A 20,366-nucleotide genomic window follows, 5' to 3' on the forward strand; every position below is an offset into this window, starting at 1 on the left:
GCGAATGATTAGCCTTCGACGGATCGACCAAAGATCGCGATGCCCGCACCCAAAACCGCCAGCGCCCAATAGATCGGTCGCCCACGCTGTGCGGCGATGGCAGCTTGGACGGCGTAATAGGCGGCAAAGGCGCGGCTGGCGTAGGCGATGATGGCAAATACATCCGCGCCCCATGTCAGCGCCAATCCCACGGCGACCAGCAGCGCATAGGATTGCCCCGTACCGAGCCGCCCTTTGGTCAGTTCCGTCACCAATCCGCCCGATCCGCCCGTATCCGCCACAGCCGCGCTGAACTGGGCCGACAGGGCCGCGACGATCAGAAGCGGTGGCAAAACGGGCGCAACGATGGCCATCATGTCGATCACTGCCGTTTCGGACAAAGGCACATGGCCTGCGGGGAAGAGATACACCAGAAGGCATATGTAAATCATATAGATAGCGGCGGAAATCAGCTGCGCCCACCGCATCGATCGCACCCGCATATCGGCGGAATACGTATCACCGAGGTAGCGCGAGGTTTCGAAACCTTGGACCGTAACGATCAGGCCAAAGGCCAAAGTAACAGCGCCCCAGCCTGAGACGGTCACGGGGTTTATGACCAAACCGCCCGCAATCGCTTGGTCCGTGAAATGCACCGCCAAACCTGCGAGCAAGCCTGCGATGATCGCGAGTTTGAGGGTGACGGAGGCTTGCTCCATCCGTTCCATCGCGTGAAATCCATAGACCCAGCCGACTATGAGGATGACCGCATAGGTGACGGTCGTGATGATCCGTGCGGGCATGGCGCCGCTCCACGGGGTCAGGGTCGCGGCGAAGGCGCCAAAGAGGTTCAGGTAGTAGGCGACCGAGATGAAATAGGCACCCGCGAGCAGCCAAGAAGCCACGGTTTCGAGCCGCGCAATGCCACGGCCGCGGTCAGGGTTTGCGTCGATGTCGTGGATGTTCGCGCGGATCGCACCGCCAAAGGCATAGGCCACAGCGCAGAGGCCAAGCATCACAACGGGGGCAAAGGCGCCGAAACTGTCGTCGAGAACAGGACCGAGGACCAGAAACCCGCTACCGATGATAGAAGCCAACGGCGTGACCGTGGCCCGCCACCCGGTTGCGCGTCTGAGCCTTGGGTAAAACAAAACCGCCCCCGCGAGGACCGTCACAATTAAAATCGTGAGATCGGTCAGCACAGAGGCGGCTTTCGTAGATTACTTACCAATTTTGGACAGTTTGTCCTGAAGCTCGGCAAGTTGTTTTTTGATCGTATCGAGGTCGTCGCCGCCTTTGGGCTCTTCTTCTTTTTCGGGGCCAGATGATCCGACCAGACCACCTGTCATCGCCTTAAAGAATGCGGCTTGCTGCGCCTGCATCGCCTCTAGCCCCGGAATAGCGGGCATCGAGGGCTGCGATTTGGTCATCTTTTCCATCATCGACGACTGGCTCTGACGGAGCATTTCGAACGACGCAGCGAGGAACTGTGGCACCACAGAAGTCGCTTGGGTCGTGTAGCTGCGCACCAGATCGGTGAGCACATCCACCGGAAGCACGCTTTCCCCGCGGCTTTCATGTTCTGCAATGATCTGAAGGAGATACTGACGAGTCAGATCATCCCCAGACTTCAGATCTACAATCTGAACTTCACGGCCTTCACGAATGAACAGCGCGATATCCTCAAGCGTCACGTAGTCGCTTGTTTCAGTATTGTAGAGGCGGCGGCTTGCGTACCGTTTGATGAGCAGTGGTTTGTTTGTTTCGGCCACGGGTCCCTCCCCGAACGTTTGCGGCAATGCAGCGAGCCTATGCTGCATCTGATTAAAAAGAAAGAATAAAGAAAGGGCGAGCTGTTTTCACAGCTCGCCCATCAATTCCGACCTAAAGGGAGGAGGATTAAGTCGGTAAGTCGAATTACTTCGCAGCAGCTTTTTTCGCAGCAGCAGTAACTTCGGTGGTTGCTTTTTTAGCAGCAGCGGTCAGGTCTTCCTGAGCGGTTTTGCCAGCAGCCATCATCAGTTCCAGAGTGTCTGTCTGAACTTTTTTCGCGATTTCAGCGAAAGCAGCCATGTGCTCTGCAGCAGCTTCAGCAGCGGTCGAAGCGAAATCGGTAACCGATTTTGCGTAGTCAGCAGGCTCTGCTTTAACGGTCGACAGCTCGGTCAGTTTTGCCAGAGTGTCTTGAGCCCATTTTGCCGACAGTTCGGTCGATTTCTGAGCAGCGTCGATCGCAACAGCCGACATTTTTTCAGCCAGAGTGGTTTGCGATTTGTAAGCGTCTTCCATCGATTTGGTGTCGATCGGGAATGCGCCCATCATGTCTTTGAATACAGCGGTGAAGTCAGGAGTAGCAGTCATCGGTAATACCTTTCATGGTACATGCGGCGCTTGCCGCTGGTCATTTGTCTTACCAATAATATGCATGCTGCACCGCAGCATTTCAAGTTTTTTCTGCACCGCAGCATATGAAATTTCTGCGACACAGCAAAATCAGTAGGTTAGACCCCACCAGAGGGTTATTCCCCCTCTGGTGGTGCTGCCGCTACGTAAGTTCCAGGGGCCGAACAGAGCACTGGATGAGTCGAATCACCCGGCGTTCTGGCGGGAACCATCTCGCCCGACCGTTCAGCGAGCCACGCGCCCCACCGTGGCCACCACGATCCGTCATTGCGCACAGCGGCCGCTTTCCACGCCTCCGCAGGGCCTGACATGTCGGGGTTGGTGTAGTGTCCGTATTTGCCTTTGGAGGGAGGATTCACGATGCCCGCGATGTGACCGCTCTCTGACAGGATAAAGGTCTTATCCGTCGATCCCATCTGCTGCACACCAGCATATGACGCATGCCACGCAGCGATATGATCAGTTTCACACGCAATCGCACAGAGCGGCACATCCACCTCGTCGATTTTCAGCAAGTCGCCAGCGAGTTCAAACCCGCCATCCGCAAATTTGTTCTTTTGATAGAGGCCACGCAGGTATTCGACGGCCATCTTCGCGGGCAAGTTCGTGCCGTCCCCGTTCCAATACAGCAGGTCAAAGGCTGGTGGGGTTTCACCCATCATGTAGCTCTTGATCGCGGGCTGATAGATCAGGTCACGTGAGCGCAGGTAGCTAAAGGTGCGCGCCATATAGAAGGACTCGAGCACGCCCGTGCGGTTCACCTCGGCCTCGATCCCGTCAACAAAGTCGTCGGTGAGGAAGACGCTAAACTCACCCTGATCCGAGAAATCCGTCAGCGTGGTAAAGAAGGTCGCAGAGCTGACCGAGGTATCCCCCTGCTGTTTCATCCGCGACAGCGTCAGCGACAATGTGGTGCCGGCGATGCAGTAACCCACCGCATTGATCGACTCGGTACCGCAGATGGATTTCACCTCACGCATCGCCGTGCGGTAGCCGTCCTCGATATAGTCGTTCAGGCCCGTATCGCGCATGGCAGGACCAGGGTTGACCCAAGAGACGATGAACAGCGTGTAGCCTTGATCCACGATCCATTTCACAAGGCTGTTCTTTTCCTTGAGGTCGAGGATGTAGAATTTGTTGATCCACGGCGGAAACAGAACAATCGGAATATCACGCACCTGATCGGTCGTTGGCGTGTATTGGATCAGTTCGAACATATGGTTGCGGAATACAACCTCGCCTTTGCTGGTCCCAATATTTTCGCCCAGTTTAAAGGCAGACCCATCCGCGAGCGACACAACCAGTTCACCGTCATGCGCTTCGAGGTCACGCACGAGGTTTTCCAGCCCGTCGATCAGGCTCTGCCCTTCGGTTTCGATTGCGCGTTCCAGCGCGTCGGGGTTGGTGGGCAGGAAATTGGTCGGGCACATCATGTCGACGACCTGCGCGCCGAAATACTTCAGACGTTTGCGTTCAAGGTCAGAAATCCCCTCAATCTCTTCGACACCCTTCGCCAGAGCCTCGGAGTTGATCAGGTATTGCTGCTTGATCATGTTGAAATAGGGGTTCGTCTTCCACATCGGGTTGCTGAACCGCCGATCATCGGGCGTGTGATCCTCTGGCGCTTCCAACGTGCCCTTTGCCAAGGCCGCCTGAGCCTCTGCAAAATGGGTCAGCGTTTTGCCCCAATAGGCGATCTGTTGCTCAAACAGCTTTGCTGGATTCGCGGCCGCCTCGTTCCAATAGGCCATCGCCGCTTTCATATAGAGCTCTTGCGACGGACCTTGTAATGCCTCTGGCACATGACGTTTGTGGGCGAAAGCGGCCATAACGCGCTGCGTCAAAGCCTCAATCCGCGCCATGTTTTGTTCGAGTTTCGCGAGCTGCGGATGCCCTGCGGCATCTTCGACCAAATCATTAGTTGTCATATGTGCGTCCTCCCCTTAACCTTCGCACATGCAGCATCGCCCTGTCTGCAGAGTTTGGGGACGTTGCATTGGCTGCATCGTTCCGCGAACAGGAGACGTTACAAGTGAAGTATATGTACACTTACGACCTTATGGAAAGCGTTCGTAACACTAATCAGTGGTTAGGTGCGACAGCGCGTGCATTTGCCGCGTATCCAGCATTGGCCGCGACCTCCAATCCAATGGTCGAATGGCTCGGCGCGTGGGGCGAAGTGACTGAACGGACCTTCTCTCGCATGGTTGCGAAACCCGATTGGGGTATTCCTTCGGTTCAGACGGGCGACGGCAAAGACCACATCGTTCAGGTGCAAAAGGTCATCGAACGTCCCTTTGGCGATCTCGTGCACTTCAAGGTCGCAGGTCGCAAGCCGATGAAACGTCGTGTCCTGCTCGTAGCACCGATGTCCGGCCACTACGCGACCCTCCTGCGCAAAACCGTGATGAGCCTCCTGCCCGACTGCGAGGTTTACACCACCGATTGGCACAACGCCCGCGACATTCCTGTCAGCGAAGGCAAGTTCGACGTTGAGGATTACACCCTCTACCTCGTCGATTTCATGAAACACTTGGGCAGCGACATTAACGTGATCGCCGTTTGCCAACCCGTTCCCTTGACCTTGGCCGCGACCGCCTATCTGGCGGAGTTGGACCCCAAGGCGCAGCCAAAGACCCTCACACTGATCGGTGGCCCAGTTGACCCCAGCGCTGCCCCGACCGAAGTGACCGACTTTGGCCATTCAGTTACCATGGGCCAGTTGGAACAGACAATGATCCAGCGCGTTGGCTTTAAATACGCAGGCGTAGGCCGCAAGGTCTATCCGGGCCTTCTGCAATTGGCTTCGTTCATCTCGATGAACGGTCAAACCCACGCCGAAGCATTCCAGAACCAGATTTTCCGCGTCGCCAAGGGCGAGTCTTCGGACCACGACAAACACAACGTATTCTACGACGAATACCTCGCCGTGATGGATATGACGGCAGAGTTCTATCTGTCGACCGTTGAGCGCGTGTTCAAAAACCGCGACATCGCCCGCAACGCGTTCACAGTGAACGGCCATAAGGTCGACATCTCAAAGATCACGACCGTTGCTGTGAAAACTGTCGAAGGCGAAGAGGACGACATCTCGGCACCCGGTCAGTGCAAGGCGGCGTTGGACCTCCTGACCAACCTGCCGGACGAGAAAAAAGCTTGGCACGTTGAACCGGGTGCAGGTCACTACGGTATCTTTGCTGGCGGCAGCTGGCGCAACAACATCCGCCCGCTCGTGCTCGACTTTATCGACGCGAATGCTGGAACGGCGCCCGCGAAACCCAAGGTCGTCGCGGTTAACGGCTAAACGAACAAAGGGGCCTCAGGGCCCCTTTTTGCTGCCTTTGTGCTGTAAATATCCCGGGTGAATTGGCCGCAGGCCAAGAGGGCAGCGCCCTCCCCCTTACTGCAGAACCAAGGGCTGCTTCATCCACGACCGCAGGGTTTCCCCAAAGGCGGCGGGGGCCTCTAGGCTCGGCAAATGACCAACACCTGGCAGCACAGCAAGTTGCGCGTAGGGGATCAGCTGCGCCATAAATTCGTGGCGTTTGACGGGGAAAACGGTGTCCTCTGCCCCGCAGATCAAAAGCGCAGGCTGTTTGATGCGACGCAGGGTGCTTTGTTGATCGCGGCGGCGCTGCATGGCGCGGCATTGGCGAACATAGGTCTCTGCCCCACCCGCTTTACCCATGGTTTGCAACTTGCCCCAAATGTCCTTGCGATGGGCGGCACCGATGGCGTCCATCGGGACTTCTTTGGCCAAGATATCCTCAAACCGCCCTGCCCGCGCGCCCACGATCCGCAGTTCCCTTTCGGCGGAATCCTGTGGCGTCTCAGGCAAAGGCGAGGTTGAGATCAGCGCGACCCGCGTAACCCGCTCAGGTGCGCGGCGCAAAATCTCCATCGCGACCATGCCGCCAAATCCATGCCCCGCGAGGGCAAACTTCTGAGGCAAACCGGGCAAGAGGTTCGATGCGATTTCGTCAATCCGCTCGCCTTGGCAGGTCGGCGCGACCATCACGGGGCGCTCTCGGCCTAATGCCGTAAGCTGCGGTAAAAACAGTCTGATATCCGACAAAATGCCGGGTAAAAGAACCATTGGTTCGGTCATTGGTGTCCTGCCCCCGCGTCATCCGCGGAATTGCCTGCGTCAGTCTTTCGCGGATGTTTTCACCCGTCTTAACCGCATCATGGCGCAACTCTCCCTGTGAGGGAAGAGGGCAAAGGATCACAATTTAGCCGATACGTTCCAAAATATCACAAACCGACTTTTCGATCAGCGCCAGACAGGTCGGATCAGAGAACCGATGGTCCGCGCCTTTGATGACGGTCAGTTGGATATCGTCGCCCTGCGCATGTGCAAAAAGGCGTTCGGCCACATCCTGCGTGACTACATCATCCGCGCTGCCTTGCAGAATGCGCGCAGGGAACGGGAATGTCAGCGGGCTGCGCAAGATCAGGCGCGTGCGGCCATCCTCGATCAAGCGGCGGGTGATGACATAGGGCTCAACATATTCGTTCGGGATTTCGATGCGGCCTTTGGTCATGATGGTTTCGCGTTCTGCGTCAGAGAACCCCGCCCAATAGCCGTCCTCGGTAAAGTCGGGCGCACCTGCGATTGTGACCAGACCCGCAACCTTATCCGCGCGTTCGCGGGACAAGAGCAGCGACACCCAGCCACCCATAGAGGAGCCGACCAAGACGACCTGACCGTCGATCAAGTCGATCGCGGCGCTGGCGTCTTCGAACCAATCACCAATGCAGCCGTCCTCGAAGTCACCATCGCTGATGCCGTGGCCAGAATAGTCGAACCGCAAGAACCCCTGCCCCGATGCCTTGGCCCATTCCTCAAGAGCGAGCGCCTTGGTTCCTTCCATGTCGGACTTTAGACCACCGCAAAACACGACATAGGGCGCGCGACCTTTGGTAAGGTTATAGGCGATGCGGCGGCCCTCTGGGGTGGTCAGATACTCGGTCATGTCGGTTCTCTCTTTGATTTTTTCGCCACATTTGCCCCGATGACCCAGAATGGCAAGCCTGCGGGCTTGACGTGTCATCAATCGAGGATCAAAACGCGGCTCGAACCATATACCCGCAACCGGGCGTTCCGTGGGCGCCAAACTGACGAGGAGACGGCTATGAGCCAGATTTCCCTTACCTTCCCCGATGGCAATTCGCGTTCTTATGATGCAGGCGTAACTCCTGCTGAAGTCGCGGCATCTATTGCCCCTTCGCTGGCTAAAAAGGCCATCTCTGCCACTGTGAACGGTGCGCATTGGGATCTTCAGTGGCCGATCAACGAGGACGCAACTGTTGCGATCAACACCATGCAGGACGATGAACCTGCACTGGAACTGATCCGTCACGACCTCGCTCACATCATGGCCCGCGCTGTTCAGGCGATCTGGCCAGATGTCAAAGTGACCATCGGCCCCGTTCGCGATTACGGCTGGTTCTATGACTTCGACCGCGAAGAGCCGTTTACCCCCGAAGACCTCGGCGAAATCGAAGCGAAGATGAAAGAGATCATCAACGCACGCGAAGAGGTAAAGACCGAAGTGTGGGACCGCGCCCGCGCGATCAAACATTATGAGGACACCAACGAGCCCTATAAGGTCGAACTGGTGAACCGCATCCCCGAAGGCCAAGACCTGCGGATGTATTGGCACGGCGACTGGCAGGACCTCTGCCGTGGTCCGCACCTGCAAAACACGGGTCAGGTTCCCGCTGATGCGTTCAAACTGACCCACGTGGCAGGTGCATATTGGCTCGGCGATAGCTCGCGTCCGATGTTGCAGCGTATCTACGGTATCGCGTTCAAAAACCGCAACGACCTCAAGGCGCACCTCAACATGCTTGAGGAAGCGGCAAAGCGGGATCACCGCAAGCTCGGCAAAGAAATGGACCTCTACCACATGCAGGAAGAGGCACCGGGTCAGGTGTTCTGGCACCCGAACGGCTGGACCATCTACACCACGCTGCAGGACTACATGCGTCGCCAGCAACGCCGTGACGGTTATGTCGAGGTGAACACCCCGCAGGTCGTGAACCGCAAACTGTGGGAAGCCTCGGGTCACTGGGAAAACTACCAAGAAAACATGTTCATCGTTGAAGTCGACGAAGATCATGCCCGTGAAAAAACCGTCAACGCGCTGAAGCCGATGAACTGCCCTTGCCACGTCCAGGTGTTCAACCACGGTCTGAAATCCTACCGTGACCTGCCGCTGCGTATGGCCGAGTTTGGATCGTGCAACCGTTATGAACCCTCGGGCGCTCTGCACGGGATCATGCGTGTGCGTGGCTTTACCCAAGACGACGCGCACATCTTCTGCACCGACGACCAGATCGAAGCCGAAACGAAGAAATTCATCGACTTCCTCGCTGGGATTTACGCGGACCTTGGCTTCCACAATTGGAAGATCAAACTCTCTACCCGTCCTGAAAAACGTGTTGGTTCGGACGAGAGCTGGGATCGTGTAGAGGCCGCTTTGGGTGATGCGTGTAAGGCTGCAGGCTACAACTACGAAATCCAAGAAGGCGAAGGCGCGTTCTATGGTCCGAAGTTGGAATTCGTTCTGACCGACGCGATTGGTCGTGATTGGCAGTGCGGCACCCTGCAGGTTGACCCCAACCTACCAGAGCGTCTGGATGCGGTTTACGTTGGCACTGACGGCGACAAACATCGCCCCGTCATGCTGCACCGCGCGGTTTTGGGATCGTTCGAACGCTTCATCGGTATTCTGATCGAAGAGCACGCAGGCAAACTGCCGTTCTGGCTGGCGCCGCGTCAGGTTGTTGTGGCGTCGATCGTGTCGGATGCGGACGGTTACGTGGCTGAGGTCGTTGAGGCGCTGCAGGCACGTGGCATCCGCGCTGAGGCCGACACCCGCAACGAAAAGATCAACTACAAGGTCCGTGAACACAGCCTTGGCAAGGTGCCTGTCATCCTCGCCATCGGCGCACGTGAGGTCGAGGAACGCACCGTTTCCGCCCGCCGTCTGGGTGAAAACAAGACCGAGACCATTGCTCTTGACCAGATCATCGCTGATCTCACCGTTGAAGCGACACCGCCAGACCTGCGGTAATCAAAACATTCTAAGAATTTGGAAAGGCGCGCTTAAAAGTGCGCCTTTTCTTCGTCTGGCTTACCCGCTGCAATCGCGAGGATCCCGCCAACACCTGCCATGCCGATTGGGAACATGGTGGCAAAGTTAAAGCCAAAGGCGGCATACATCATCACCGCCGACACCAGCAAAAGCCCCCCACCCCAGAGCGCACGGTATTTCGCCATACCAGCCCCCGTGATCGCGAGGATCGGGCCGAGGAAGCTCGCAGCTTTGATAAAGGCGGGGTTGGTCACGACGCCGAAAATCTCTCCGACTTCGGTGTGGGTTTCGGTCAGGGACACATAGCCAAAGCTGAAAATCCCGATGATCATACCGATCACCCCGCCGAAAATACCCAAGGCTTTGGCTGCGCTCCGCATGGCCTGCTCCTGTTTATTGCTGACCCTACATAGGCACGGCACGACCGCGCCACAACACCCCTACCCGATTACGCTGGCTTTGACGGCGGTAGACCAGCCTTGATACCAGACGCCGTCAGAGACGATCACGGGACGCTTAAGGAGCGTCGGATGTTCGGCAAGCAAATCGGCAGGTTCACGCGCCTTATCCTCGTCCGACAGTCCGCGCCATGTGGTCGAAGCACGGTTCACCGCCTTTTCGCCAAAGGCCGCCAAAATCGCTGCGATATCATCGCCAGACAACCCATCCGCGCGCACGTCTTGCACCTGTGGGTCGAGCCCCGCTGCCGTCATTTCTTTGATCGCCTTGCGACAGGTGTCGCAGGACTTCAGGGAATAGACCTTCATTTCGCCTCCTTTTTCGGCATTTCGCGCAAGATGTCGCCTCAATGCAAGGTTGTCATTTGTCTTTTGAAAAATCGTGTTACGCTTTGAGTCGCAGATCGGTGAGTGTCACAACGTAATGCGCGCTCATCGTGACGGCCACGCCCAAACGGGCAACCGACGACGAAGGAGTTACGACAATGGCTAGCGGTACTGTAAAATGGTTCAACACAACCAAGGGCTATGGCTTTATCGCCCCCGATGGGGGCGGCAAGGATGTGTTTGTCCATGTATCAGCTGTTGAACAAGCCGGCATGACCGGATTGGCAGACAATCAGAAGGTCGAATTCGACCTGATTGAAGGCCGTGATGGACGCCAAATGGCAGGCAACCTCAAAGCGGCAGGCTAACCGGCGTTAGCCCTCGGACCGCTCAGCAATCAGCGGATACCACTGCCCATCCTGACTGAACCCTCGCACCAACCGTTGCGAGGCCTCTCTGGCAGTGCCCACTTTTTCACGTGCCAGCGCCGCATTGACGTTCGAATGAAGCTCTGGATCGTTGAAACTGCGCACGTTTCCAGGTGTTCCCATGCGGAACGTCTTGAACTCGCGTTTGGCGATATCCTCGGTCACGAGAGTGGTGACATCAGAGTGACGTTTATCGGAACGGATATCATCAAAGGTCGACATAACGGAGTCGAGCGGCCCCTCGAGAACCTGCCAGAACTGCCCCTCGTCATAGATCAACATGCCAGTGAGACCTTTGATCTCATTGCGCTTGGAAGCCTTGACCAAAATGTGTTCGATCTGCTCGCTTCCCATATTGGGTGCAGCAACGCTTACGTAGATCAAACGTATCAATTGTTGGCTGTCTTCCGGCACACCTATCTCCAGCAAATTGGTCTTTGACATCGGTAACGACCGATGACTGTTTAGCTTTACGCCAAAACAAAGACTTACCCAACGTCAACTTCTACCAAATATTCTTTTGTGACAGGAATGCAAGTCACCGCCAAAGATCACATGACACTTTAGCGTGTATTATATCAGAAAATCTGACAAAAGTAACATATGGAAAAGCCTACCCCGTGAAACAGGGTAGGCTCTGAATTTAAAGAGCCAAAAGTAGCGTCAGTTTTCTAAAACGGTTTGGAACTCGCGCCACTCACCTGCGCTCATGCCACTGTTTTCCTGAGTCACAGACTCGCCTTTAAGCATACGACGCACACAGTCGAGAGCTTTACCCGAGAGCGTTGCGCCGCCCATGCGGTAATCCTCAAATGCTTGATACGCGGCAGGCACCCAATCCGCGACGACCTTGCAAATTTCATCCGCATAGACGCGAATTTCGTATTGCGCGTGGCTATCGGCCCGCAGACGCAAGAAGTGGAACAGGTTGTGAAGGTCCACTTTCCAATACCACTGGGTATAGATGTTCGCAGGCAGGTTCATCCGCGCCAATTCACGCGCGAGCCCCTGCTGCCCCTCCTGAGAGATCATTTCCTGATAGTGGTCGTAGCAACGTGCCGCATCACCCTTCAGGTATTCGAGAACACGCGCCGCTTCTTCACCCGTCAGAACCTCACCACGGCCTTGGTTGTTGATCACCGACTGGGCGGCGAGAACATCGGGCTCTGGGATGTAGAATTCACGATCCATGATCGAATAGCGGGCGGAGTATTCGTTCACGTTCGCCGTCCGGTGACGGATCCACTGGCGCGCGACAAACACAGGAAGTTTGACGTGGAGTTTGATCTCGCACATCTCGAACGGGGTCGAGTGCCAGTGGCGCATCAAATAGCGGATCAGACCTGCGTCGTTCTGAACAGATTTCGTGCCTTTGCCATAGGACACACGCGCCGCCTGACAGATCGCAGCGTCATCGCCCATGTAGTCCACAACCCGAACAAAGCCGTGATCCAGCACGGGTTTGATGGTGTAGAGGTGGCTTTCCATCCCCTCGGAAACAGCCCGCAATGTTTGACGCGGTGTCGCGCGAAGTTCGGCAACCTCGGCCTGTTGTTCTGGGGTAATGGACATTTTGCTCTCCTCGGGGACTGGTGACTCGCGGGTTACTATATATTGCAGATGTCAGAGGCAAAACCTCCATATTCCGTGCCTCAGGTGCGACAGGCACAGATTTAACCTAGCCGAATGGTTGACAGAGACTAACCTAAAGTCGATTGTCGCCCTCAATATCCAAGAACGATTTTCAGAGTCCGATAATGCAGAAATCCATTTTGACTTTCGCCCTCCTGACCGCCCTCGCGGCCTGCGGTGGAAGTGGGACCAATCCGTTTCAGACAACGGAGGTGGATACTGGCACAGGCACAGGTGCGGACGAAGAGAGCACCACCGATTTTTCGAAGCTGACCGATGACATGCGCGGGGTGGTTTTTGATCCTGATGCGGGCACGTTGTCGGTTGATCTAACTGGCCTTGACCAAACAAATGGGCAGTATCCATTAGCAGCCTACAATCGGACACCTCAACTTGACGTCGAGGGCTACCTCGCCTTTACCTATCAAGACGACCCTCTAGATCGACACTACACGGCATTTGTCGCACAGGATTTTGCCAGAACGGTTCAAGGGGCCGTAGCCTCCGATGGTGGGCAATTTAACATCTACATGTCAGGCTCGACGTTCATCGCACTTGAGGCATTTGTGAACCCGACTCCATCTCTAACTGGTTCAGACAATGGCTTGGTTTCCTATGCTGGCCACTATGCGGGTGTCACGAATATGGGTGCCGTCAACGAGCTACTTTTAGAACCGACAATTGAAGTCTACGATGGGATCCCACCTCGTCAGACGTTAACGGTTCAAGGTCAGATTTTTCTCAACGTCGACTTTGGGGATAATTTAATTAACGGAATAATCTACCATCGAGAATGGGGCAACACTCCGCTGCCGCACTACACACCGACCTATGACGACGAAGGCTATCTCCCCGATATCGTCCTCACCGTGACCTCTATCAACGATGTGGGCGAATTCTACGGCGAGGCACAAAATACGGCCCAAAAAGTCATCGGCAATTACGGTGGTGTCTTTGGTGGCGCAAATGCCGAAGGCGTAGCGGGTGGCATTTTCGTTGAGGACCACGTTGGGGTCGAGAATGCTGATGAATATGGTGTTTTCGTTTTAACGCAGTGCGGATTGACTGGTGACGATCCAATTTGCGTGACGGTCAACCCTGACTATGGCAACTAACATTCGACGCTTTGTCTGTGCCATCACGCTAAGCATGTCGCTTTGCAATATGGCGCTAGCAGAGTCCGCCGAAATATCCATCGCCCAAGGGCACGTCATGGCGCGGCAAGCGCTATTGTCGGGCGATTTTGGGTTCGCGATGGACTTGGCGCTCGCGCTTTTGGATGCGGACCCAGACGACGCAGATGCCTTGGCAATCTTGGCGACGGGATTGATACGGGTGGGCGACTTCTCATTGGCCCGCAGCACCGCCCGCCGCGCCTATCGAGAAGCCGAGGCAGGGTTGCAATCGTATGAGGCCGCCCGCATTGCGGCCCTCGCGGCCAAGCTCGACAATCGGTTCACCCTCTCACAACTCTGGCTGAGGCGCGCCGCGAACCACGCGGAACTGCCGAACCTCGCCGCGCAAACGGCCCAAGATTACAAACAGGTCGCCGCGCAAAATCCGCTGTGGTTTCGTGTGAATGCATCAGTCAGACGATCCGACAACGTGAACGGCGGCAGCGATACGGCGCTGAACGTGATTGACGGTGTGCCTTGGGTTGGGACCCTCAGTGCAGAGGCGCAGGCGCTCTCTGGTACGGTGGCGTCGGGGCAGATATCTGTGCGCTATCGGATTGACCAATCATCAGAGCACCTGACCGCTTTGACGGGACAGTTGCTGACGCAAAACGTGTTCTTGTCTGATGCGGCCCAAGCCAGCGCACCCGATTTAACCAACGCGGACCTCAGTTCCTATTCCCTGACCGCTGGCATTGAACATCGGCAAAAATGGGACAACCTCACGACGACCATCAGTGCAGAAGTTGGGCAAGTTTGGTCGGGGGATGCAAAGTCCTATGACTTGACCCGTTTGGGCGCAGGGCTGAGCTACGGGCTAAATGACAACGCAGCAGTTTCCGCGACGCTCCGCCATGAGATGCGGTTCGATCAGACGGGCGGGCAAAACGACGACACAGTCACAACGTTCGGCGCAGGCATCACTGCAATCGCGCAGACGGGCATCGCCCAAGGGCGTTGGAGCGCGGGCGTCAATCATACTATGACCGAAAGCCCAACCACCAACCGCGCCAACACCGCCTCCAGCCTCTACGCGAGTTTTGCCCCGAACATGCAGGGCAAGCCAGTGCAACTACAGGCGTCGGTTGGCCGTGCGGTCACGCTGTATGACGATTACGCCCTGCCGCCAGTGTTTTCAGGCGAACGGCGGGACGAGACGTCCTTTGCCGTGATCGAGGCTGCCTTTCCGAACATGACCTATGCGGGTTTCATGCCCGTGATCAGCCTTCGGTCCGTTCAGACGGAGAGCAACATCAGCCGCTTTACCCGATCTGAGACGGGGATCGAGATCGGTTATCGCTCTTCTTTCTAACTGGTCTTCGTCGGCTGGAGTGCTAGGGTTTGACCAAAGCAGTTTCGGGAGAAAACCTATGACCCTACGGTATTTGCACACGATGGTCCGCGTGAAGGATCTGGAAAAGAGTATGGCGTTTTATGCGCTCTTGGGTCTGCGTGAAACGCGTCGGATCGATAATGAGGCGGGGCGGTTTAGCCTCGTGTTTATGGCACCTGAGGGCCAAGAGGAGTGCCCGATTGAGCTGACCTATAACTGGGATGGCGATGAGGGCTTGCCGTCGGACGGACGGCATTTCGGGCACCTCGCCTATCAGGTTCCGAATATTTACGAGACTTGCCAGCACCTTATGGACAATGGCGTGACGATCAACCGCCCGCCGCGTGATGGGCACATGGCCTTTGTGCGGTCGCCTGACAACGTGTCGATTGAACTGCTGCAAGCGGGCGAACGGCTCGCTCCTGCGGAACCTTGGTTCAGCATGGACAATGTCGGTCACTGGTAAGGCGTTCTTCGCCGCTGCATTGATTGGGGCGGGCCTCCCTGCCGATGCGGAGTGTCGTCAGGCCTTGGCCCTAGGGCTCGATGTGTCGGGGTCTGTGGACGCGGTGGAATATCGTCTACAGCTCGATGGATTGGCGGCGGCGTTGTTGGCGCCTGAAGTCAGCGCGGCCATATTGTCAGACCCGATGGCCCCGATCAGGCTGTCGGTTTATCAATGGAGCGGGCCAGACACGGCGACCATCCTGTTGCCGTGGACCGAGGTCGCCTCGGCCTCTGACCTTTCTGCCATTGCCGTACGATTAACCACGGTGTCGACAGCGCCCGGTGATCTGACCACGTCGATTGGGTCGGCACTGATGGCGGGCAAAGCGTTGCTCGACCAGCAGCCTGACTGCTGGCGGCACACGCTCGACCTATCAGGGGATGGCGAGAATAACACAGGTCCCCGCCCCCAAGACATCCCAGAGGACGACCGCATGACCGTCAACGGGCTGGTGATACTCGGTGGCGAGGATGATGCAGGGCTGCTTTCCTACTGGAAAACATACGTCATTCGTGGACCAGAGGCCTTTGTCGAACCTGCCGCGGGCTTTGACGATTACGAGGCCGCGATGCGCCGCAAGTTATTGCGGGAATTGCGCAGCCTCGCTCTCGGCTCACTGGATCAATAGATGTAGCGGATTTGATCGGTCCAATACCGTTCGATCCGTTTGAGCGAGCCAGAGATCATATCCATACCGTCGTGATCCACCACCCCCCGTTTTTGCAGCCCTTCGGAGTGGGCCGCGAAAAGACGGGACACGATATCGCGCACGCGGCGGCCTTTTTCGGTCAGACGGACACGGACAGACCTGCGATCCGCATAGCAGCGCTGATGGTGCATAAAACCGCCATCCACCAACTTCTTCAGGTTATAGCTGACATTCGACCCCTGATAATAGCCGCGCGATTTCAGTTCGCCCGCCGTCACCTCATTGTCGCCCACGTTAAACAAAAGGAGCGCCTGAACAGGGTTCAGTTCCAGAACGCCCAAGCGTTCAAATTCGTCTTTGATCACATCCAGAAGCAACCTGTGCAGGCGTTCGACCAGCGACAGGGATTCGAGATAGTTGTTCATAAAGGCAGCATTCTGCGCCGTAATTGCGGAGGTTTCCTTCTGGACCCCGAGTTCGGAAATCAGGCTCATGCCTCTTACTCCTCTTTCGGTCAGTGGGACCATCTAGGGGTAAGAATCAGAAGATTTGGTTAAAGGTGGCGACGAATTTTCGTCACCACCGATATTATTGGCGCGGCGCCGTCAGGCCTTTGGCCGAAACGGAAATGCGGGCAACCAGGTCTTTGAATTGATCCGGTGCCTCGGTTTGGCCGCTGATCCACTGGTAGAGGTCGAGATCGGCCTCCTCCATGAAGATCTCATAATGATCGAGGTCCGCGTCAGACATGGTGGACAGTTCGCGGCTCGCGAAATCCGACAGGATCAGGTCCATCTCTTTGATGCCGCGACGCATCGAGCGCATCGCCAAACGTTTGATCCGAATGTCACGCGGTTCAGTCATCGTTACTCCTTCAGCGCGGCGCGCAATTGCCGTTCCAGCTGGCCCATCTTTTTGACGTTGTCCTGCATTTGCACCCGCAATTCGCGGATTTGGGACAGAATGTCAGCGACACCAGGTGAAATTTCATCCTCAGTCGGTTCTGTGGGGCCTTCGCCCTGCCCCGTCAAGAGCCAGCTCATCGAAACGCCCAGCAAACCTGCCAGCATCTGGAGTTTGTTTGCACGGGGTTCAGTGAGGTCATCCTCCCATCCGCGCAGGGTCGTCAATTTGATGCCGATTTTTCCTGCGAGTTGTTTTTGGGTCAGGCCAGCCGCTTCTCGCGCCCCTGCCACTCGATCACCAAAAGTTGCCTGATCTTCGCTAAACCATTCTGTAGTTTCCACCGTCCGCGCTCCTTGCCGCTTGATTGGGTTACTGGGCCATCTTATGACACATCAGACCCAAATGACCACCGGAGGCGTCATGTCCGTTCTGTCAACGACACTTTCCCGCGTAAAACCTTCGCCTACGATCGCGATGACGACCAAGGCGCAAGAATTAAAGGCCGCGGGGCGCGATGTGATCGGCCTGTCCGCAGGTGAACCAGACTTTGACACGCCGCAGAACATCAAGGACGCCGCGATTGCTGCGATCAACGCGGGCAAGACGAAATACACGGCTGTCGATGGTATCCCTGAGCTAAAGCAAGCGATCTGCGATAAGTTCCGCCGCGAAAACGGCCTGTCCTATGAACCCGCTCAGGTGACGGTGGGCACGGGTGGTAAACAGGTGCTTTATAACGCGTTCATGGCGACCCTGAACGCAGGCGACGAGGTGATCATCCCCGCGCCCTACTGGGTGTCCTATCCTGACATGGTTCTGTTGGGTGGCGGCACGCCTGTGATTGTCGAATGTAGCCTCGAAAACCAGTTCAAACTGACGGCCGAGCAGCTAGAGGCCGCGATCACGCCAAAGACCAAATGGTTCCTTTTTAACTCTCCATCAAACCCGTCGGGCGCTGGCTATTCATGGGACGAGCTAAAGGCGCTGACGGATGTTCTGATGCGTCACCCGCATGTCTGGGTGATGACTGATGACATGTATGAACACCTCGTTTTTGACGATTTCAAATTCTGCACCCCTGCGCAGGTCGAACCAGGCCTTTATGACCGCACGCTGACCGTTAACGGCGTGTCCAAGGCCTATGCGATGACCGGCTGGCGGATTGGTTATGCCGCTGGCCCCGAAGAGCTGATTAAGGGCATGCGCAAGGTTCAGTCGCAATCCACATCGAACCCCTGTTCGATCAGCCAATGGGCGGCGGTTGAGGCGCTCAACGGTCCGCAAGGCTATATCGAGGACAACAAGGCCCTGTTCCAGCGTCGCCGTGACCTCGTCGTGGGGATGCTCAACGATGCGAAGGGCGTGAACTGCCCGACGCCCGAAGGTGCGTTTTATGTCTACCCCGACATCTCTGCCTGCATTGGGAAAACCAGCGCGGCGGGCACGTTGATCGACACGGACGAAGCCTTTGCGACCGCATTGTTGGAAGAGACTGGCGTTGCGGTTGTCTTCGGGTCGGCCTTTGGGCTTTCACCCAATTTCCGCATCAGCTACGCTACCTCGGACGAGGCCTTGGCAAAGGCCTGCACGCGCATTCAACAGTTCTGCGAAGGCCTAAGGTAAGCGAATATGAGTTCTGAATTACCCGAGTATTACTTTCGCGTGCGCGACAATGGCGCGGCCGTGTTCAAAGTGGATACCGAAAACCGTCAGCGCCGAATTGAGATGGACCAGATCGCCGTTGCGAACATCCGCAATGGCGAGATTAAGGCCCAAGGCACACGGGAGCTAAGCCCCGAAGACCTAAAGGTAATTAAGGACTGGATGGAAGCGCGCATCGCCCTTTTGGCGGCGCGTGATATCGACGACATTCACCGAGCGGTGGATTACATGAACCTGACGACCCATTGGGCCCAGACCAAAGCGACCGATGACCAGTTGGAAGACGTGACAGACGCGCTCTTGATGGCGATGCACGACCTGCGTACGGTTCTCATCCGCAAGAAAGCCGACCGTTTGATGAAGGGTCGCGAGGACACCTCGGACGACGATTGATCAGCCGATCCTGACCGACCGCGCCCAGAACCGCCACATCAACGTCAGCGCCGCCATGCCGAGGCCGATACAAAGGCCGAGCCATAGGCCAACCTCGTTCAAGCCCAAGACGAACGCCAGAACGTAGCCTGCGGGCAGACCGATCAGCCAATAGCTGATCGTCGCCAGCCACATCGGCACAGCCGTATCCTGCACCCCGCGCAAGAGCGACAAGGCGATGATCTGCCCCGCGTCGACGAATTGGAACAGAGCGGCAAATATCAGAAGCTTTGCGGCGATGCTGATCAGGGCAACGCGCTGCGGCTCGGACGGGTCGACAAAGAGGCCGACGAGCGTTTCGGGGAAAGAGAGGAACGTGCTGACAACGATCACGCCAAAGCTCAGCCCGACGATGACAGAAGCCCACGCTGTGCGGCGCAGCCCCGCTTGATCCTTGCGACCATAATCCCCGCCTGCACGGATGGTTGACGCTTGGCTCATGCCGACGTGGAACATAAAGGCAAGTGCGGCGAGTTGCAGCGCGATCCCGTGGGCCGCCAGTTCCAATTCCCCGATCCAGCCCATCATCACAGCACTGGCCGAGAACAGACCGCTTTCCGCCAATGACGTCAGGCCAATCGGCACGCCCATACGAAAGATCTGCGATAGGGCTTCGCCATCGGGTTTCCAAATGCGCTGGAACAGCTTGATCTCTGGCAGTTTGAGGTTCGAATAGACCGCGAGAACCAGCAAGGTGATCGTCTGGATCAGGACAGAGGCCATCGCCGCCCCGCGAATGCCCAGCTCTGGCGCGCCAAAGTTGCCAAAGATCAGGATGTAATTCACACCCGCGTTAAAGACGACGCCACCCAAGGTCACCCATAGCAAAATCGCCGTCATATGCTGCGCCGACAGATAGGACCGCAGCACGACAACGAGCAGCCCCGGCGCGATGCCAAAGCCTGCGATACGCAAGTATTTCTGGGCCTCTAGGGCGATGATTTCATGTTGCCCCATCCATAGGAAAATGGCCCCCGACCACCACAAGAGCGGCAACACCACCGCCGCAAAGGCGAGGCTCAACCAGAATGCCATGCGGGTCACACGACGGGCGCGGGTATCATCGCCTTCGGCAGCAGCCGCAGCAACCAAGGGCATCACGGCAAAGCCGAAGCCAGCCCCGAAAATATAAAGGATAAACCACCACGATGACCCCAATGTCACCGCCGCAAGCGCGGTCACGTCATACCAGCCCAACATGATCGTGTCGGTCATATGGATCGCAAAGGCCGCAATGCTGCTGCCGACCAAGGGCATGCCGAGGCGGATCAGGGGCAGGATATCCTGACGAAGGGTGGGACGCGTGTGATTCATAGCATTAGCATTACGGCAAGTTGCAATTTTCGTCCATATGATCAAATTCCGTTTGTC

23 protein-coding genes are annotated in these 20,366 nt (G+C 56.7%); 9 read left to right on the forward strand and 14 right to left on the reverse strand.

Features of this window, described 5'->3' with window-relative positions; genetic code table 11:
• Positions 1 to 8 precede the first annotated feature (8 nt).
• The 4 genes from AC07ED_RS05375 to AC07ED_RS05390 form a co-directional block, all read right to left on the reverse strand.
• On the reverse strand, positions 9 to 1,076 hold the full coding sequence (locus AC07ED_RS05375) for a hypothetical protein (RefSeq protein ID WP_245918133.1): 1,068 nt from the start codon (positions 1,074 to 1,076) through the stop codon (positions 9 to 11).
• A 123-nt stretch (positions 1,077 to 1,199) separates the two neighbouring features.
• On the reverse strand, positions 1,200 to 1,751 hold the full coding sequence (gene phaR, locus AC07ED_RS05380) for a polyhydroxyalkanoate synthesis repressor PhaR (RefSeq protein ID WP_105234787.1): 552 nt from the start codon (positions 1,749 to 1,751) through the stop codon (positions 1,200 to 1,202).
• Positions 1,752 to 1,896: 145 nt separating this feature from the next.
• Positions 1,897 to 2,340 carry a phasin family protein gene (locus tag AC07ED_RS05385; RefSeq protein ID WP_067545877.1) on the reverse strand — a complete coding sequence of 148 codons (444 nt, stop codon included), beginning with the start codon at positions 2,338 to 2,340 and terminating at the stop codon, positions 1,897 to 1,899.
• Positions 2,341 to 2,498: 158 nt separating this feature from the next.
• Positions 2,499 to 4,310, reverse strand: coding sequence for a PHA/PHB synthase family protein (locus AC07ED_RS05390; RefSeq protein WP_105234786.1), 1,812 nt, complete (start codon positions 4,308 to 4,310; stop codon positions 2,499 to 2,501).
• Positions 4,311 to 4,414: 104 nt separating this feature from the next.
• Here AC07ED_RS05390 and phaZ point away from each other — a divergent pair, with 104 nt between their 5' ends.
• Positions 4,415 to 5,686, forward strand: a complete 1,272-nt coding sequence (gene phaZ / locus AC07ED_RS05395) for a polyhydroxyalkanoate depolymerase (protein ID WP_105234785.1) — start codon at positions 4,415 to 4,417, stop codon at positions 5,684 to 5,686.
• Between the two features lie 96 nt (positions 5,687 to 5,782).
• On the opposite strand, the gene AC07ED_RS05400 is transcribed toward phaZ, so the two are convergent.
• Positions 5,783 to 6,490, reverse strand: a complete 708-nt coding sequence (locus tag AC07ED_RS05400; protein ID WP_105234784.1) for an alpha/beta fold hydrolase — start codon at positions 6,488 to 6,490, stop codon at positions 5,783 to 5,785.
• Positions 6,491 to 6,614: 124 nt separating this feature from the next.
• Entirely contained in the window at positions 6,615 to 7,358 is a 744-nt protein-coding gene (locus AC07ED_RS05405; protein WP_105236325.1) for an alpha/beta hydrolase, read from the reverse strand.
• Between the two features lie 159 nt (positions 7,359 to 7,517).
• Here AC07ED_RS05405 and thrS point away from each other — a divergent pair, with 159 nt between their 5' ends.
• Positions 7,518 to 9,464 carry a threonine--tRNA ligase gene (gene thrS, locus AC07ED_RS05410; RefSeq protein ID WP_105234783.1) on the forward strand — a complete coding sequence of 649 codons (1,947 nt, stop codon included), beginning with the start codon at positions 7,518 to 7,520 and terminating at the stop codon, positions 9,462 to 9,464.
• A gap of 32 nt (positions 9,465 to 9,496) precedes the next feature.
• Here the strand turns inward: thrS and AC07ED_RS05415 are convergent, their stop codons facing one another.
• A complete protein-coding gene (locus tag AC07ED_RS05415; RefSeq protein WP_105234782.1) occupies positions 9,497 to 9,865 on the reverse strand; it encodes a hypothetical protein in 369 nt (122 codons plus the stop codon).
• A 60-nt stretch (positions 9,866 to 9,925) separates the two neighbouring features.
• Entirely contained in the window at positions 9,926 to 10,252 is a 327-nt protein-coding gene (locus AC07ED_RS05420) for an arsenate reductase family protein (RefSeq protein ID WP_105234781.1), read from the reverse strand.
• A 176-nt stretch (positions 10,253 to 10,428) separates the two neighbouring features.
• On the opposite strand from AC07ED_RS05420, the gene AC07ED_RS05425 reads away from it, so the two are divergent.
• Entirely contained in the window at positions 10,429 to 10,638 is a 210-nt protein-coding gene (locus AC07ED_RS05425) for a cold-shock protein (protein ID WP_067545895.1), read from the forward strand.
• Positions 10,639 to 10,644: 6 nt separating this feature from the next.
• Here the strand turns inward: AC07ED_RS05425 and AC07ED_RS05430 are convergent, their stop codons facing one another.
• Both AC07ED_RS05430 and thyX read right to left on the reverse strand, forming a co-directional pair.
• Positions 10,645 to 11,142 carry a BLUF domain-containing protein gene (locus AC07ED_RS05430; protein ID WP_105234780.1) on the reverse strand — a complete coding sequence of 166 codons (498 nt, stop codon included), beginning with the start codon at positions 11,140 to 11,142 and terminating at the stop codon, positions 10,645 to 10,647.
• Positions 11,143 to 11,361: 219 nt separating this feature from the next.
• Entirely contained in the window at positions 11,362 to 12,270 is a 909-nt protein-coding gene (gene thyX / locus AC07ED_RS05435) for an FAD-dependent thymidylate synthase (protein ID WP_105234779.1), read from the reverse strand.
• Positions 12,271 to 12,455: 185 nt separating this feature from the next.
• On the opposite strand from thyX, the gene AC07ED_RS05440 reads away from it, so the two are divergent.
• From AC07ED_RS05440 to AC07ED_RS05455, 4 genes are read left to right on the forward strand one after another with little or no spacing between them, the layout of a single operon-like run.
• Positions 12,456 to 13,445: a hypothetical protein gene (locus AC07ED_RS05440; protein WP_105234778.1), complete on the forward strand. Its 990-nt coding sequence runs from the start codon at positions 12,456 to 12,458 to the stop codon at positions 13,443 to 13,445.
• Positions 13,435 to 14,817: a surface lipoprotein assembly modifier gene (locus AC07ED_RS05445; protein WP_158664497.1), complete on the forward strand. Its 1,383-nt coding sequence runs from the start codon at positions 13,435 to 13,437 to the stop codon at positions 14,815 to 14,817. The genes AC07ED_RS05440 and AC07ED_RS05445 overlap by 11 nt, the downstream gene beginning before the upstream one ends.
• 58 nt (positions 14,818 to 14,875) lie before the next feature.
• The gene (locus AC07ED_RS05450) at positions 14,876 to 15,304 is read left to right on the forward strand and encodes a VOC family protein (RefSeq protein ID WP_105234776.1); all 429 of its coding nucleotides are present in this window, start codon (positions 14,876 to 14,878) and stop codon (positions 15,302 to 15,304) included.
• Positions 15,288 to 15,974: a DUF1194 domain-containing protein gene (locus tag AC07ED_RS05455; protein WP_105234775.1), complete on the forward strand. Its 687-nt coding sequence runs from the start codon at positions 15,288 to 15,290 to the stop codon at positions 15,972 to 15,974. The genes AC07ED_RS05450 and AC07ED_RS05455 overlap by 17 nt, the downstream gene beginning before the upstream one ends.
• Here the strand turns inward: AC07ED_RS05455 and AC07ED_RS05460 are convergent.
• The 3 genes from AC07ED_RS05460 to AC07ED_RS05470 all read right to left on the reverse strand — a co-directional run bounded on the left by AC07ED_RS05460 (position 15,968) and on the right by AC07ED_RS05470 (position 17,242).
• Positions 15,968 to 16,420, reverse strand: a complete 453-nt coding sequence (locus AC07ED_RS05460; RefSeq protein WP_074039062.1) for a MarR family winged helix-turn-helix transcriptional regulator — start codon at positions 16,418 to 16,420, stop codon at positions 15,968 to 15,970. The two genes, AC07ED_RS05455 and AC07ED_RS05460, sit on opposite strands and share 7 nt — an antisense overlap.
• Positions 16,421 to 16,583: 163 nt before the next feature.
• Positions 16,584 to 16,859: a succinate dehydrogenase assembly factor 2 gene (locus AC07ED_RS05465; protein WP_105234774.1), complete on the reverse strand. Its 276-nt coding sequence runs from the start codon at positions 16,857 to 16,859 to the stop codon at positions 16,584 to 16,586.
• 2 nt (positions 16,860 to 16,861) lie between these two features.
• A complete protein-coding gene (locus tag AC07ED_RS05470) occupies positions 16,862 to 17,242 on the reverse strand; it encodes a helix-turn-helix domain-containing protein (protein ID WP_105234773.1) in 381 nt (126 codons plus the stop codon).
• 79 nt (positions 17,243 to 17,321) lie between these two features.
• Here AC07ED_RS05470 and AC07ED_RS05475 point away from each other — a divergent pair, with 79 nt between their 5' ends.
• Together AC07ED_RS05475 and AC07ED_RS05480 are read left to right on the forward strand one after the other, a co-directional pair.
• Positions 17,322 to 18,524 (forward strand): pyridoxal phosphate-dependent aminotransferase, encoded by a 1,203-nt coding sequence (locus AC07ED_RS05475; protein WP_105234772.1) that lies wholly within the window; start codon positions 17,322 to 17,324, stop codon positions 18,522 to 18,524.
• 6 nt (positions 18,525 to 18,530) lie between these two features.
• Positions 18,531 to 18,956, forward strand: coding sequence for a hypothetical protein (locus tag AC07ED_RS05480; RefSeq protein ID WP_105234771.1), 426 nt, complete (start codon positions 18,531 to 18,533; stop codon positions 18,954 to 18,956).
• Here AC07ED_RS05480 and AC07ED_RS05485 read toward each other — a convergent pair whose 3' ends face one another.
• Complete coding sequence (locus AC07ED_RS05485) at positions 18,957 to 20,309, reverse strand: MATE family efflux transporter (protein WP_105234770.1); 1,353 nt, start codon at positions 20,307 to 20,309, stop codon at positions 18,957 to 18,959. It abuts the gene before it with no gap.
• Between the last annotated feature and the right edge of the window lie 57 nt (positions 20,310 to 20,366).

It is taken from the genome of Aestuarium zhoushanense, from assembly GCF_056431045.1.